General features: G+C 37.4%; 12 protein-coding genes, 1 pseudogene and 1 other annotated feature. Of the genes and pseudogenes, 1 reads left to right on the top strand and 12 read right to left on the bottom strand.

Annotated elements, in window-relative coordinates; all coding sequences use genetic code 11:
• The first annotated feature begins 8 nt into the window (after positions 1 to 8).
• A complete protein-coding gene (locus V7S50_RS06660; protein WP_063222860.1) occupies positions 9 to 650 on the top strand; it encodes an RsfA family transcriptional regulator in 642 nt (213 codons plus the stop codon).
• Between the two features lie 510 nt (positions 651 to 1,160).
• Here the strand turns inward: V7S50_RS06660 and V7S50_RS06665 are convergent.
• From V7S50_RS06665 to secDF, 12 genes and pseudogenes are all read right to left on the bottom strand, one after another.
• Positions 1,161 to 1,928: a tRNA threonylcarbamoyladenosine dehydratase gene (locus tag V7S50_RS06665; protein WP_000903182.1), complete on the bottom strand. Its 768-nt coding sequence runs from the start codon at positions 1,926 to 1,928 to the stop codon at positions 1,161 to 1,163.
• Between the two features lie 355 nt (positions 1,929 to 2,283).
• Positions 2,284 to 4,059: an aspartate--tRNA ligase gene (gene aspS, locus V7S50_RS06670; protein WP_242256434.1), complete on the bottom strand. Its 1,776-nt coding sequence runs from the start codon at positions 4,057 to 4,059 to the stop codon at positions 2,284 to 2,286.
• A 12-nt stretch (positions 4,060 to 4,071) separates the two neighbouring features.
• Entirely contained in the window at positions 4,072 to 5,343 is a 1,272-nt protein-coding gene (hisS, locus tag V7S50_RS06675; RefSeq protein WP_242256432.1) for a histidine--tRNA ligase, read from the bottom strand.
• A gap of 69 nt (positions 5,344 to 5,412) precedes the next feature.
• Positions 5,413 to 5,643, bottom strand: a binding site (T-box leader).
• Positions 5,644 to 5,697: 54 nt separating this feature from the next.
• Positions 5,698 to 5,874: a hypothetical protein gene (locus tag V7S50_RS06680; protein WP_001242605.1), complete on the bottom strand. Its 177-nt coding sequence runs from the start codon at positions 5,872 to 5,874 to the stop codon at positions 5,698 to 5,700.
• 85 nt (positions 5,875 to 5,959) lie between these two features.
• Positions 5,960 to 6,151 (bottom strand): hypothetical protein, encoded by a 192-nt coding sequence (locus tag V7S50_RS06685; RefSeq protein ID WP_063222857.1) that lies wholly within the window; start codon positions 6,149 to 6,151, stop codon positions 5,960 to 5,962.
• Between the two features lie 84 nt (positions 6,152 to 6,235).
• A pseudogene (locus tag V7S50_RS06690) lies at positions 6,236 to 6,466 on the bottom strand (YrdB family protein); the annotation flags it as partial.
• A 171-nt stretch (positions 6,467 to 6,637) separates the two neighbouring features.
• Positions 6,638 to 7,078 carry a D-tyrosyl-tRNA(Tyr) deacylase gene (locus tag V7S50_RS06695; RefSeq protein ID WP_001266956.1) on the bottom strand — a complete coding sequence of 147 codons (441 nt, stop codon included), beginning with the start codon at positions 7,076 to 7,078 and terminating at the stop codon, positions 6,638 to 6,640.
• Positions 7,079 to 7,095: 17 nt separating this feature from the next.
• Entirely contained in the window at positions 7,096 to 9,279 is a 2,184-nt protein-coding gene (relA, locus tag V7S50_RS06700; RefSeq protein ID WP_063222854.1) for a GTP diphosphokinase, read from the bottom strand.
• Positions 9,280 to 9,488: 209 nt separating this feature from the next.
• Positions 9,489 to 10,001 carry an adenine phosphoribosyltransferase gene (locus tag V7S50_RS06705; protein WP_000346213.1) on the bottom strand — a complete coding sequence of 171 codons (513 nt, stop codon included), beginning with the start codon at positions 9,999 to 10,001 and terminating at the stop codon, positions 9,489 to 9,491.
• Positions 10,002 to 10,048: 47 nt separating this feature from the next.
• Positions 10,049 to 12,388, bottom strand: a complete 2,340-nt coding sequence (recJ, locus tag V7S50_RS06710; protein WP_063222853.1) for a single-stranded-DNA-specific exonuclease RecJ — start codon at positions 12,386 to 12,388, stop codon at positions 10,049 to 10,051.
• 101 nt (positions 12,389 to 12,489) lie between these two features.
• Positions 12,490 to 13,383, bottom strand: coding sequence for a cation diffusion facilitator family transporter (locus V7S50_RS06715; protein ID WP_063222852.1), 894 nt, complete (start codon positions 13,381 to 13,383; stop codon positions 12,490 to 12,492).
• Positions 13,384 to 13,536: 153 nt separating this feature from the next.
• On the bottom strand, positions 13,537 to 15,801 hold the full coding sequence (secDF, locus tag V7S50_RS06720; RefSeq protein ID WP_242256430.1) for a protein translocase subunit SecDF: 2,265 nt from the start codon (positions 15,799 to 15,801) through the stop codon (positions 13,537 to 13,539).
• Between the last annotated feature and the right edge of the window lie 36 nt (positions 15,802 to 15,837).

Below are 15,837 nucleotides of genomic sequence, written 5' to 3' on the forward strand. Positions count from 1 at the left end.
CTTCGCTTATGAAAACACGTCAAGATGCATGGACAAAAGAAGACGATCTCCTTTTAGCCGAAACTGTTTTACGGCATATTCGCAGCGGCAGTACACAAATAAAAGCATTCGATGAAGTCGGCGATACATTGAACCGTACTTCAGCAGCTTGCGGATTTAGATGGAATGCTGAAGTAAGACCGAATTACGAAGATGCGGTGCAACTTGCAAAAAAACAACGTAAAGAATTAAAGCGCTCTGAAGCTAAAATAGAAAAAGAGCATTTCACGAAAACGAAACAACTCGTAATCGATGCCGAGTTTTCAGAAGATATTACGCCAAATAAACAAGAACTTACAATGCAAAATATCATCTCGTTTTTGCAAAATTTGGAGCATAACAACCCTTCACTCGCAAAATTACAAACTGAAAATGAAGTATTACAGACTCAGCTCACGTCCCTGAAAAAAATGAATCATGAACTTGAAGCAAAATTAGCGGTACTCTCAAAAAAACAACAAGCAATCGAAGAAGATTATGCGATGCTTGTTAGAATTATGGACCGTGCTCGAAAACTTGTTTCGGTTGAAGAACAAGAAGAACAGATCGCTCCCATTTTCAAGACAGATCAAAATGGAAATTTAGATATTATATATTCTGCAGAGAATTAAAAACAGGGATGTCACTCTTTTGATTAAGTGACATCCCTTTTTATTTTTTCTGTGAATGATATATTGGTAAATGAAATTATATTGACGATTTTTCAAATATATCTATCGTAACTTACAATATATCAACGATTTTTTTAATTATATCAACTATTCGACAAGAGATATCGATTTACCAACAAATATTGACAAAACAAGTCGATTTGTTACAAAAGGAAATTTACGGAGTGAATTGGATATGTTTAACTTAAATGTCACTATAAACATATACGATTGAAAGGAGCCGATTGCCATTTCATTAGTAGTCTTCAAAATAACACTCGGTATTCTCGTTCTAACTTTAGGCCTTTTTACAATTCATAGTTTAAAAAAGACCTCAGGTTATAAATCGGACAAATACGATTATTCTTTATTAGGATTACTTACACTTGAAGTATTAGTATTGCAAATATCAGCAGTTCTTTAAAATATAATAGAAAAAGCATATACCCTAGACGGATATATGCTTTCTTTTTATTCTTGTCCTACACGTTTCACTTCTACATTTTTAATGCGTTCACGTACAACGTGACTTGCCATAATTAAGCCTGCCACAGATGGTACGAAGGCATTTGATGAAGGCGGTAATTTCGCTTTACGAATTTTCGCATTTTCGTCTGGTACAATTTCTTTACGTACTTCTTCACGAATTACGATTGGGTTTTCATCAGAGAAGACAACTTTTACACCTTTTTTAATACCCTCTTTACGAAGCTTCGTACGAATTACTTTCGCAATTGGATCTGTATGTGTTTTAGAGATGTCCGCAATACGGAAACGAGTTGGGTCCATTTTATTTGCTGCACCCATACATGAGATAATTTTAATTTTACGACGTAAACATTGTTTAATTAAATGGATCTTGAACGTAATCGTATCCGATGCATCCACTACGAAGTCTAAACCGTGTTTAAAGAACTCTTCATATGTTTCATCTGTATAAAACATTTCTAGTCCAATTACTTCACACTCTGGGTTAATGTCTGCGATACGCTCTTTCATTAATTCTACTTTTGAACGTCCTACAGTAGATACTAAAGCGTGAATTTGACGGTTTACGTTTGTAATATCTACAACGTCTTTATCAACTAATACAAGACGCCCAACGCCAGAACGCGCTAACGCTTCAGCGGAAAAAGAACCTACGCCGCCAATTCCTAAAATACCGACTGTACTATTTTTTAATATTTCAAGTCCTTCTTTACCGAAGGCTAATTCATTACGTGAAAATTGATGTAACATTCAGCTCTACACTCCTATTACAAAAATGGTCTACCATGTATTCTAGCGTTTTTCCGACTATTTGTATAGAAAAAGTTATAGAATTCCTAAAAATACATATTTCGAGCATGAAAACATAGTGTAAACCAACTTTTATTTCTTCCTAAATACAGTTTTAAAAAGGAGGATTCAGAGAACCGAGCAGATCGAGGCGCGTATGCTAGGAGGAGCGCAGTGTAGGAGTACTACTCGAGCACCGGACTAGCATACGTAACGATGAGATGCGACAGTTATCTGAACCGGACTTTTTAAACTTCCTATCAAAAAAAGCCTAGATGGTATTAGTATAACCATCTAGACCCTATTTTTACTTCTCTTACTTCTCTTCTTTCAAGCTCAATTTCAAGTTCAACTCTTCAAGCTGTGCTTCTGCAACTGGGCTTGGAGCTTCTGTTAATAAGCAGCTTGCACTTGCTGTTTTCGGGAATGCAATCGTATCACGAAGGTTCGTACGACCTGCAAGTAACATAACAAGGCGGTCTAAACCTAATGCGATACCGCCATGTGGTGGCGTACCGTATTCGAATGCTTCTAATAAGAATCCGAATTGCTCTTGCGCTTCTTCTTGTGAGAATCCAAGTGCTTTGAACATTTTTTCTTGTACGTCACGCTCGTAAATACGAAGTGATCCACCACCAAGCTCATAACCATTTAATACAAGGTCGTATGCTTGTGCACGTGCTTTTTCTGGTGCTGTTTCTAATAACTCAACATCTTCACGGAATGGCATTGTGAATGGGTGGTGAGCTGCGAAGTAACGATCTGCATCTTCGTCGTACTCAAGAAGTGGCCAATCCGTTACCCATAGGAAGTTATATTTACTTTCGTCAATTAACTCAAGCTCTTTACCTAGACGTAAGCGAAGTGCGCCTAAGCTATCTGCAACAACACTCTTCTTATCTGCTACGAATAGTAATAAGTCGCCAGCAGTAGCTTCTAGCGTAGTCATTAACACGTTTGCATCCTCTTCACCGAAGAATTTCGCAATCGGTCCTTTTAAGCCGTCTTCTTCCACTTTAAGCCAAGCTAGACCTTTAGCACCGTATACTTTTACGAATTCAGTTAATGCATCGATATCTTTACGAGAGTATTTGCTCGCAGCACCTTTTGCATTAATTGCTTTTACTTGTCCGCCGCTTTCTACAGCACTTGTAAATACTTTAAACCCACAACCTGCTGCAAACTCAGATAAGTCTGTTAGTTCCATTTCAAAGCGTGTATCTGGCTTATCAGAACCGTAGCGAGCCATTGCATCAGCATATTTCATACGAGGGAATGGTGCGCTAACTTCTACACCTTTTGCATCCTTCATAACTTTCGTCATCATGCGCTCCATCATATCTAAAATTTCATCTTGTGTTAAGAATGAAGCCTCGATATCGATTTGCGTGAATTCTGGTTGACGGTCCGCACGTAAATCTTCGTCACGGAAACAACGTGCTACTTGATAGTAACGCTCAAATCCACCGACCATAAGAAGCTGTTTAAATAGCTGCGGAGACTGTGGTAATGCATAGAATTCGCCGTCATGTACACGACTTGGTACTAAATAGTCACGAGCTCCTTCTGGCGTGCTCTTCGTTAAAATTGGTGTTTCCACTTCTAAGAATTCTTCTGTATCTAAGAAGTTACGAATTGTTTTCGTTACGTCGTGACGCATTTTGAATGTGTTAAACATTACAGGACGACGTAAGTCTAAATAACGATATTTTAAACGCACATCTTCTGATGCATCTGTATCATCAGCAATAATGATTGGCGTTGTTTTCGCTGCATTTAATACGTTTACTTTCGTTGCTTGTACTTCAATACGACCAGTTACCATATTGTCATTAATTGCACCTTCACCACGCTCAACAACTGTACCTTCTACGTGTAATACGTATTCGCTACGAATTGTTTCTGCTACTTCTAGCGCTTCTTTTGATGTTTCTGGGTTAAATACAACTTGTACGATACCTGTACGGTCACGTAAGTCGATAAAGATTAATCCACCTAAATCACGGCGTTTTTGTACCCAACCTTTTAATTGAACTGTTTGTCCAACTGCTTCTACTGTTACTTTTCCACATGCATGTGTTCTTTCAGCCACTGTAAGTTCCCCCTATATTAATTTCTCTGCTACGTATGAAGCAAATACATCTAATGCTACTTCTTCTTGTTCACCTGTTGCCATATCTTTTAAGTTAATGATGCCTTTATCTAGCTCATCTTCCCCTAATACAGCTACAAATTTTGCCTTTAGACGATCTGCTGATTTAAATTGTGCTTTCATTTTGCGATCTAAATAATCTTTTTCAACTGATAATCCAGCTTTACGAAGATCAAACGCAACTTTTGCAGCATGGTCTTTCGCTTTTTCACCAAGCGCTACAACGTAACAATCGATACTATGTTCAATTGGTAATTCAATGTTTTCAGCTTTTAGCGCCATAATTAAACGCTCGATACTCATCGCAAAACCGATACCTGGCATCTCTGGTCCACCGATTTCTTGTACAAGTCCGTTATAACGACCACCACCGCTTAATGTAGTGATAGCACCGAAACCTTCTGCCTCACTCATAATTTCAAAAACAGTATGTTGGTAGTAGTCTAAACCACGTACTAAGTTCGGATCTTTTTCAAATGGAACGTCCATCATCGTTAATAGTTCTTGAACTTTGTCGTAGTATACTGCTGAATCTTCGTTTAAGTATTCTGTAATAGATGGTGCTGTTCCCATTAATTCATGGTTACGGTCCTTCTTACAATCTAAAATACGAAGAGGATTCTTTTCTAAACGAGATTGACAATCAGAACAGAACTCACCAATACGTGGCTCGAAGTGTGCGATTAACGCATCACGGTGCGCTTGACGGCTCGCCGCATCACCCAAGCTGTTTAATACAACTTTAATATTTTTTAAGCCCATGCCGCGGTAAAACTCTACAGCAAGTGCAATTACTTCTGCATCAATTGCAGGATCGTTACTACCGATTGCTTCGATACCGAATTGTACGAATTGACGATAGCGACCTGCTTGTGGTCTTTCGTAACGGAACATTTGACCGATATAGTATAATTTCGTTGGTTGTGTTGCGTCACCGAACATTTTGTTTTCAACGTAAGAACGTACAACAGGTGCAGTGCCTTCTGGACGTAATGTCAAACTACGCTCTCCACGATCTTGGAATGAGTACATTTCTTTTTGCACGATATCTGTCGTATCACCAACACCGCGTAAAAATAGCTCAGTGTGTTCAAAAATTGGTGTGCGAATTTCTTTATAATTGTAACGACGGCAAATTTCGCGTGCTTGCCCTTCGATATACTGCCATAACTCAACATTGCCTGGAAGAATATCTTGCGTTCCGCGTGGGATTTGAATAGACATATTCAGTTCCTCCTCAAATTGTTTTAATCTTAATAAAAATAAAAAAACTCCCGCCTCTACTGTTTGAACAGTAGGGACGAGAGTATTATACCCGTGGTGCCACCCTAATTGAAGCACGTATGCTTCCACTTTTTTAATAACGCTTAAATATGCGTTCATCTCTACTAAGCATATATGCCGTTCAAGTTGAAACCTCTAGAGTGTCATTCAATCAGTCATCATGCAGAAATGTTTTCAGCCTAAGACATTTCTTCTCTTTCCATGTGTGTCTCATTTACTCTTCTCTATCAACGGTTATATTCATATGTAAATATAAAATTACTATACGTTTGTTGAGTAGGATTGTCAAGTACTCTAAGAGCGTTCAATTTGCTTCTTTAGACGCTTAACATCTTGAAGCGAAATGCCAAATTCAGAAGCAAGCTCCATTGAAGTGTTGTTTTGCTCTTTTGAAATAAAATCATGAAAATTCACGTTAAACAGTTGATTTGCACCATTTGTAACAGAATGCCCTTTTTCATTCATACGCATACGTATATCCCTCACATTCAATATGGATGTTTTACTTTTTATTGTTCCATATTGATGAGAGGGTTATACATATAAATGAATAACGTTATTCCATAACGCTCTTATATAAGTAAGCACCTCTTTGAATCATAAAGAATGTTGCAACCATCGCTGCCATTACAAATACTACCCAAGTACCGTAACTTAACACTGCGAAAGTAATTCCTAATGCATTGAAAAGAATAGCTAAGCTAAATCGCAATAAAAATTTTAAATCTTTAAAGACTGACCAATTCATATACTATCTCCCCTTATCACACATACATTCAAATATTTTTACCATTTTTTTCATTATACTATATAATTAATGACCCGAGCTATTGATTCCAAACACAATAATTTCTAACAGCGCATGCAATATACCTCGCACTTCCCATTCTGCGTGCGGTGCTCCAAATAACGCCCATATGACAGCAACAATAATCTGAAAAATAATCGTAAGTGTAATTTTTATAGCTGGTATTTTTCCTACTCGCAATCCCCAGTATCCAACAATCCCAAGAATGCATAACTCTAGCACGAAGCGTAAAGCTATATTGAATTCTTGAAGCATGCTACACCTTATTTTCCTTTTATTCCCTTTAAATTAATCCTATGATAAAGTGAAACTTTCATCAGGCTTTTACGGGTAGCCCAATTCCCACATATAACGGGATAAATGAACAAAACATACAACAATGTATAAAAAAGAGAGGATTATATAACCCTCTCTTCTTAAGCAACACTATTTACTTTCCACAATTAAGGTCACCGGACCATCATTGATTAAAGAAACATCCATCATTGCTCCGAACTTACCTGTTTCTACATGCAATCCTTGCTTACGTACTTCTTCATTAAAGAAATCATATAAACGCTCTGCATAGTCAGGTTTGGCAGCATCCATAAAGTTTGGACGTCTTCCCTTGCGGCAATCTCCGTATAATGTGAATTGCGAAATTGATAGAACTTGTCCTTCTACATCAAGTACAGAATGGTTCATCTTTCCGCTCTCATCTTCAAAAATACGTAAGTTCGCAATTTTTTCTGCAATGTAAGTTGCATCTTTTTCTGTATCTTCATGCGTAATGCCAACTAGTAATGTTAAACCGAACGGAATTTGTCCTACGATCTCACCGTCTACTGTGACAGACGCTTCTTTTGATCGTTGTAAAACAACTCTCATCTTTTCTACACTCCCTATTAATGCATCATGCGTCGTACTGCATAAATTTCTGGAACACGTTTAATGCGTTCTACTACTTTTTTCAAATGTTGTAAGTTACGAATCGAGATTGACATATTAATTGTCGCCATCTTATTACGGTCACTTCTACCAGAAACAGCTGAAATGTACGTTTTCGTCTCTGTAACAGCTTGCAATACTTCATTCAATAAACCACGGCGATCGTAACCTGAAATTTCAATATCAACGTTATACTCAATTTCTTTTTCAGGGCTACCTTCCCACTCTACTTCTAATAATCGTTCTACAGCTTCTTCTGTATGAACATTTACACAATCACGGCGGTGAATCGATACGCCTCGGCCTTTCGTAATATACCCAACGATATCATCACCCGGTACTGGGTTACAGCATTTTGATAAGCGAATTAATAAATTATCCGCACCACTTACTTTAACGCCAGAATCCCATTTTCGAATTTTCATCGGTTTACGAACTTCTTTAACTTCCACAATTTCTTCTTCTTCACGCTGCTTACGGAACTTGTCCGTTAGTCTCGTAACAATTTGTGACGCTGTAATTCCGCTATATCCAACTGCTGCAAACATATCTTCTTCATTTGCAAAATTGAACTTCTCAGCAACACGTTTTAAATTGTCAGGAGCTAACACTTCTTTCATTTCATACTCTAGACCACGTACTTCTTTTTCAACAAGTTCACGGCCTTTTTCAATATTTTCATCTCTACGTTGCTTCTTAAAGAATTGACGAATTTTATTTTTAGCATGAGATGTTTGAGCAAGTTTTACCCAATCTTGACTTGGCCCATACGAATGTTTCGATGTTAAAATTTCAATGATGTCACCTGTTTTTAATTTATAATCAAGCGTCACCATTTTTCCGTTTACTTTTGCACCAATTGTTTTATTTCCAATTTCCGAATGGACACGATACGCGAAATCAATCGGAACAGATCCAAGTGGTAATTCCATTACATCGCCTTTCGGTGTAAAGACGAATACCATATCAGAGAATAAATCAATTTTTAATGACTCCATAAATTCTTCTGCATTAGAAGCTTCATTTTGCCATTCTAAAATTTGACGGAACCATGTGAGTTTCTTCTCTAATGTACCTGTTGTTTCTGCTGTTTTTCCTTCTTTATACGCCCAGTGTGCCGCGATCCCGAATTCTGCAATTTCGTGCATTTCTTTCGTACGAATTTGCACTTCAAGTGGATCACCTTTCGGCCCAATTACAGTCGTATGAAGAGATTGATATAGATTCGCTTTCGGCATCGCAATATAATCTTTAAAACGACCTGGCATCGGCTTCCAACACGTATGAATAATTCCAAGCACTGCATAACAATCTTTAATACTATTTACAACGACACGTACAGCTAATAAATCGTAAATTTCATTAAACTGCTTGTTTTGCAGTGCCATTTTACGATAAATACTGTAAATATGTTTTGGTCTTCCAGAAATTTCAGGTTGAATTGCAACTTCGTCTAATTTCTCACGAATACCAGTCATTACTTCGTCTAAATACTCTTCACGTTCTGCACGTTTACGCTTCATTAAATTTACAATACGATAATATTGCTGTGGATTTAAATAGCGAAGTGACGTATCCTCTAGCTCCCATTTAATAGTACTAATTCCGAGCCTATGTGCTAAAGGTGCAAAGATTTCTAACGTTTCATTCGCTATGCGACGCTGCTTCTCTTGAGGCAAATGTTTCAATGTACGCATGTTATGAAGACGATCAGCTAGTTTAATTAAAATAACTCGAATATCTTGAGCCATTGCAATAAACATTTTGCGATGGTTTTCTGCTTGTTGTTGCTCATGAGATTTATATTTAATCTTTCCGAGCTTTGTCACACCATCGACAAGCATAGCAATCTCTTTGTTAAATTCCCGTTCAATATCTTCTAGTGTAATCTCTGTATCTTCCACTACATCATGTAAGAAACCTGCTGATACTGTAGCTGGATCCATGTGTAAATCAACTAAAATACCTGCAACTTGAATTGGATGAATAATGTACGGTTCACCCGATTTTCTGTATTGTTCGCTATGCGCATCTCGTGCATATTCATAGGCACGTGCCACTAGCTCAATATCTTCATCCACTAAATATTGACTTGCTTTCTCGAGTACCTGTTCAGCTGTTAGTACCTGCTCATTTGCCATCGAATCACCTTTTATTGAAAATTGACTTTATCTTTATTAAATAGAATAAATTATATTCTATCATTATAACCCAATGATTGTGAATTGTGAAAAGGAAAAGATTTTACTGACATTTCACCATAATTTTTTGTTCAATTATACAAAAGTACCCGCTCCTCTCCAAGAGATTCACGGGTACTTTTTATCACCGTAGTTTTACTATATAGTGATTAGTATTTTTCTAATACTAATACATCGTAACCATCTAACATTTTACGACCATCTAAGTAAGTAAGCTCTACTAAGAATGCAATCCCTGCTACAACTCCGCCTAGTTCTTCAACTAGCTTAATTGTCGCTTCAATTGTTCCACCAGTAGCTAATAGGTCATCTGTAATTAATACGCGTTGACCTGGCTTAATTGCATCTTTATGGATTGTTAAAACATCTTTACCATATTCTTTACCGTAGTCAACTGTAATTACTTCACGTGGTAATTTTCCTAATTTACGAACCGGCGCAAATCCTACTTCTAATGCGTAAGAAACTGGGCAACCGATAATAAAGCCACGAGCTTCTGGTCCTACTACAACATCGATATCTCTATCTTTTGCATACTCAACGATTGCATCTGTTGCTGCTTTGTATGCTTTACCGTCATTCATTAACGGTGTAATGTCTTTAAACACAATACCTTCTTTTGGATAATCCGGTACAATTGCGATATGTTGCTTGAAATCCATATTTCTGAATCCTCCTCAGATCTAAAAGGTTTGTAAATACAAATCCTTTACCCTAACTGTTCTACTTCTTTATGATTACGAATCGTTTCAAACCATGTATATAGTTGCTGATATGTGCTATAAACCAATTCTTTTTCTAATTGTAAGTGGTTCATTTTCTCACGATATGTGTTCGATTCAATTAAATCACGCTTTTGTTTTTTGTCTGCCATAAAAATGACGCCATCTTTTATTGTAACAAATTCTAACTCAAAAAACACCTGTGTCATGAAATTTACTGTATCTTTTGACCAACCTTTATGACGACATAGTTGTTCTCCATATTGTCTTAAAGAAAATGGTGCTTTTTGGCTCAAGAACGAATAGTACCATTTAAAGTGTTCTCTCGTTGGAACAGTACTAAATAAATGATTATTCTCTTGATAAAATAGTGTATAAATTCGCGACGGGAACCCAACTTTAAATAGATCTCGTAATTCATCTGTTCCTTTTGGTAAATCAAGTAACACGATGTATTGATCATTTAACTCAGTTACTTCTGATGCATGCATAATATGCTCTTTATAGTCTTCTAAAGAAAATTTATGCAATACCTCTTCAGAAAAATACACCATTGTTATTTTTTCTTTTGGAAGTTCTGCTAAATTTGATTCTACGTTACGCATACTACGCCAATCAAATAATTGCCATGCGTCTACAGCAATATCTTGTACCATTAATTGCGGCTTCTTAAAATTATTCCATTCATTGATAGACGCTTCCCCTATTACAGATACCTTTGCAACTGGAGAAATTTCTTTCGCATACGCGCCAAAACCAAATCCGATTGTATCCAGTGTTGCCTGTCCATCGCGAAGAGCCATTTTCAAATGAGAACCGTCTGATCCGATTGCACGAATACTTTCTAGCTCTGCATCTTTCACTGCAATACGTGGTTTCGGATTTCCAACACCAAATGGCGCCAACTTTTGCATATCTTCAATCGCTGCAAGTGTTACGTCCTCCACTTTACAAAAAGCATCAACAGCTGTAATCGGAATAAAATCTTCTTCTGTTAAAATTACCTCTGCTTGCTCATTTAAGCGACGGCGTAATTCATCTACATCATTCATATGTAGCGTCATTCCCGCTGCCATCGGATGTCCTCCGAAGTGTGGCAATAGCTCTCTACAATCTGACAAGTTTGCAAACAAATCGAATCCTGCAATACTACGTGCTGAACCTTTTGCAGTTTCTTTTACAGGATCAATGCTTAATACAATCGTTGGACGATAAAAACGTTCAACTAATTTAGAAGCAACAATTCCAATTACACCTGGATTCCAGCCTTCTTTTGCAAGCACTAATACTTTATTTTCTTCAGGCGTGAAATTAGTTTCCACTTCAGCGATAGCTTCTTCTGTAATTTGCTTTACAATATCTTTTCGCAGTTTGTTCAGCTCATCAATTTCTTCAGCCAGCTCTTTCGCTTCTTCTGGATCATCTGATAATAAAAGATGTACAGCAGGCGCTGCATCTTCTAAACGGCCAACTGCATTAATACGCGGTGCGATTGAGAAGCCAATACTCTCTTCTGTAATTTCACTTTGCGAAACGTTAGCAACTTTAAATAGCGCCTTTAGTCCAATATTTTTCGTCATACGCATATGTTTTAAGCCGCGTTTCACTAGCAATCTATTCTCACCATGAAGTGATACTAAATCGGCTACCGTACCAATTACCGCAATTTCTAATAAATGTTCTGGTACACGGCCCAGTAGTGCATGCGCAACTTTAAACGCAACACCTACACCAGCTAAATAGTGAAATGGATACACACCGCCATCTAATTTCGGATGAATAATCGCAAGTGCTTCTGGCAATTCTGGTGGTGGCTCATGGTGATCTGTAATAATAAGATCTACTCCAAGCTCCTTCGCTACCTTCGCTTCATGTACTGCTGCGATACCAGTATCGACAGTAATAATTAGCGAGAATCCTGCGCTATGCGCCCAACGAAATGCTTCTTCGTTTGGTCCATAACCTTCTGTAAAACGGTTTGGAATATAAAATTCTACATCTGCACCTAATTCTTGCAAGGCAAGATATAACACAGTCGTACTACTTACTCCGTCCGCATCGTAGTCACCAAATATTAATATTTGCTCTCCATTTTGAATCGCCTTATTTACACGTTCTACCGTTCTATCCATTCCTTCCAATAAAAATGGATCATGAAATTCTTGATTTTCTGTATTTAAAAAATCTAAAATCTTATCTTCAGTATCTAGTCCTCTACCGAGGAATAACGAAACGACAAGTGGTGATAATTGTAATTTACTTGCTAATTCACTCACTCGCTCGCCATTATATTCTTTTTCTTTCCAACGCGTCTTCGGTTGTAACACGAAATCACCCCTTAACCTGTTCATTATACAAGACAGATTAAGGGGTGACAATATAATGCAAACTACGATGCAATATCTATATACTAAAATGTTAATAATGTTTAATTTGGAGAATACGGATTTATATGTACAAATACATTTTGTACGTTATCTTGTTTCATAAGCGTTTCTTTCACATGCTTTCCAATGCGATGCCCTTCTTCTACAGTAATGTACGGATCTACTGAAACTTTAATATCAACAATAACGTAATGACCATGCTCCCTTGCATATAAAGAACCGATTTTTTTCACACCATCTATTTGAAGTACTGCTTCTCTAAGCGGAATAACATCTTCCTCATGAAGAACATGATCAAGCGTTGCATGAATTGCTTCTGCTCCAATACTCCACGCCATTTTTGCAACAAGAAGCGAAACAAATAACCCTGCAATTGGATCAGCATATACAAGCCAATCTAATCCGAACTTACCACCCATAATCGCTGCACAAATACCGATTAAAGCTGCAATTGAAGAAAATACATCCGAACGGTGCTCATATGCATTTGCAATAATTGCATCACTATTTACCCTTTTCCCTAATCGGAATTTATATTGAAACATTCCTTCTTTCACGATAATCGAAAGAACAACAGCAAAAATCGTAATTGCTTTCGGTGGTTCTAGTTCCTGCGAAAAAGCTTTTATAGACGAAATCGCTATCTCGATTCCCACAATAAATAATAATACCGCAACAATAATCGCTGAAATTGATTCCGCTTTACCATGACCATATGGATGATCTTCATCAGGCGGCTGCTTTGCTGCTCGCAATCCAAACAGTACAGCTAGCGAACCAATTACATCTGATGCAGAATGCACGGCATCCGCTAATAACGCTTTACTGTTCCCAATATAACCAATTACCGCCTTTACAATCGCTAATATAATATTACCAACGATCCCGACAATAGCACCAAACTCGGCCTGTTTAAAACGTTCATCTTTTTCCATAATTAAAATCCCTTCTTTTCTTAACCTATCTTTTTATTGTAACAAAAACAGCGATAACGTCACCACTTTCTTCCATTTTTTCATTTTAAAGTTGCTATCTTATTGTATCCACAAACGAAAAAAGAGATGCCTCATAAAGAGACATCATCTTTTTTATACTTGCGGTTCAGATTCTACTTTCTCAACCTTCTTCTTGTTTTTACCCTTTTTCAAACGACGGCTTTCAAGCATTAACCAAATTTGAGAAGCAACGAAAACAGAAGAGTACGTACCTACAACTAATCCAACAAGTAACGCAAACGAGAAGTTACGTAGTGACTCACTACCGAAGATAAGTAACGTAATTACTGGGAATAACACTGTTAATACGGTGTTAATCGAACGACCAAGTGTTTGGCGAATACTTGCATTTACGATTTCTTCTAAGTCTTTTATATCGCGAACTCGTTTTTTCTGTTTGTATAATTCACGGTTTCTATCAAACGTAACAATTGAGTCATTAATAGAATAACCGATGATTGTTAATACCGCAGCGATAAACGTTAAATCTACCTCTAACTGGAAAATACTAAATATAACAATCATAACAAATGCGTCATGTAATAATGCAAGTACTGCAGATAATGCGTACGTAAATCGGAATCGAATACTTACGTATAAAATGATAACCGCAGAAGCAATTAATACTGCGATAAATGCATTTCGTGCAATTTCTTTACCGATTGTCGGTGAAACTGTACTCACGTTTGGATCTGTACCGTATTTATCGTGGAAGAATGTTTTTGTTTTTGCAATTTCATCTTTTGATAGAACACCTAATGTACGAACTGCGAATCCTTTATTGTCATCTCCAGTCGGTACAATATTTTCTTCCTTCACTTCAATGTTCAATTCTTTAAAATCTTTATGCACATCAGACACAGTAACTGCTTGTTTTGATTGCAAGTCAATTCGTGTACCACTCGCAAAGTCAATACCAAGATTCAATTTGAAAATTGGTAGTATAATTGCACCTGCAATTACAACTACAATCGAGAAAACAAGGAATTTATGACCGATATTTACGAAGTTAATACGATCAAATCTTGTCGGTGGATGTACTACACCTTTTGTTAATGGAATAATATCCTTTTGTTTCACACCAAAGTATCCTGGTTTTTTATCGAAGTAACGACTCTTTACAAGTAAACTTAGTAAGAAACGAGTACCGAATACGTTCGTAACGAAACCAACTAAAATACTTACGATTAAACTTGTTGCGAATCCTTTTACAGAGCTATTACCATAAACGAATAACACACCAGCTGCTGCAAGAGTCGTAACGTTTGCATCTAAAATTGTTGCTAATGAACGATGGTTACCAGCACGGAACGCTGACATCATTGACTTACCAATTTTCAGTTCTTCTTTCAGTCTCTCGTACGTAATAATATTCGCATCAACTGCGATACCTACCCCGAGCACTAACGCCGCAATACCTGGCAACGTAAGGACTGCATGCATCCAGTTAAAGACAAGTAGTGTAACGAAAATGTATAGACCTAACATAATAACCGCTACAATTCCTGGTAAACGGTAGAATACAAGCATAAATAAGAAAATAAGAGCGATACCAATCGCACTAGCGAAAATCGTTTGCTCTAACGCTTGTTGACCAAATTTCGCTCCAACTGATGTTGAATACATTTCTTTTAAATCAACAGGAAGTGCACCTGCATTTAATAAAGATGAAAGTTCTTTCGCACTTTCAACTGTGAAGTTTCCACCTACGATAGATACTTCAGCTTGGTTAAATACTTGTTCTACTGTTGCTGCTGATAAAAACTTCGGATTCGGTTTTGCAGATTCTGCTTTATACGAATCTTTTCCTTCTTCAAAATCAAGCCAAATTACCATTAAGTTCGTTGGTGGTGGCATTTTTGAAATTTTTTCAGTTACTTCACGGAATTTTTCAGCGCTTTTTAGTGTAAGACCTACGCTCGCACGCCCTTGCTCATCAAACGTTTGCTTCGCTCCGCCGCCTTTTAAATCCGTTCCATCCATAAGTAGATTGTCATCTACATCACGGAATGTTAATTTTGCTTGCGTTGACAACATCTCACGTGCTTTTTGCTGATCTTGTACACCAGCAAGCTGTACACGAATTCGATCTTGCCCTTCGATTTGAATGTTCGGCTCACTTACACCGAGAACATTGACACGATTTTCAAGAGCACCTACTGTACTTACAAGTGCCTCTCGGTCAATTTTATCACCTTTTTTGGCTGGTTTTACTTCATACAGAATTTCAAAACCACCGCGAAGGTCTAGTCCTAGACTAATTCCTTTTGCTATGTCTTTTCCTGCCGCACCAATTACTCCACCGATTAATAGAACGATGAGGAAAAAGGCGGCAATTCTCGTACCACGCTTTGCCATATGTACCCTCTTTCTGCTACTAACACTTTAAATAAA

It is taken from the genome of Bacillus sp. CCNWLW194 (genome assembly GCF_037120585.1).
Lineage (GTDB): Bacteria > Bacillota > Bacilli > Bacillales > Bacillaceae_G > Bacillus_A > Bacillus_A basilensis.

Coding starts and splice junctions, on each gene's coding strand:
- hisS (WP_242256432.1), bottom strand. CDS start 5,343: ATGTCTATTCAAATCCCACGCGGAACGCAAGATATTCTTCCAGGCAAT.
- V7S50_RS06660 (WP_063222860.1), top strand. CDS start 9: ATGAAAACACGTCAAGATGCATGGACAAAAGAAGACGATCTCCTTTTA.
- V7S50_RS06705 (WP_000346213.1), bottom strand. CDS start 10,001: ATGGATTTCAAGCAACATATCGCAATTGTACCGGATTATCCAAAAGAA.
- relA (WP_063222854.1), bottom strand. CDS start 9,279: ATGGCAAATGAGCAGGTACTAACAGCTGAACAGGTACTCGAGAAAGCA.
- V7S50_RS06685 (WP_063222857.1), bottom strand. CDS start 6,151: ATGAATTGGTCAGTCTTTAAAGATTTAAAATTTTTATTGCGATTTAGC.
- V7S50_RS06680 (WP_001242605.1), bottom strand. CDS start 5,874: ATGCGTATGAATGAAAAAGGGCATTCTGTTACAAATGGTGCAAATCAA.
- secDF (WP_242256430.1), bottom strand. CDS start 15,801: ATGGCAAAGCGTGGTACGAGAATTGCCGCCTTTTTCCTCATCGTTCTA.
- V7S50_RS06665 (WP_000903182.1), bottom strand. CDS start 1,928: ATGTTACATCAATTTTCACGTAATGAATTAGCCTTCGGTAAAGAAGGA.
- V7S50_RS06715 (WP_063222852.1), bottom strand. CDS start 13,383: ATGGAAAAAGATGAACGTTTTAAACAGGCCGAGTTTGGTGCTATTGTC.
- V7S50_RS06695 (WP_001266956.1), bottom strand. CDS start 7,078: ATGAGAGTTGTTTTACAACGATCAAAAGAAGCGTCTGTCACAGTAGAC.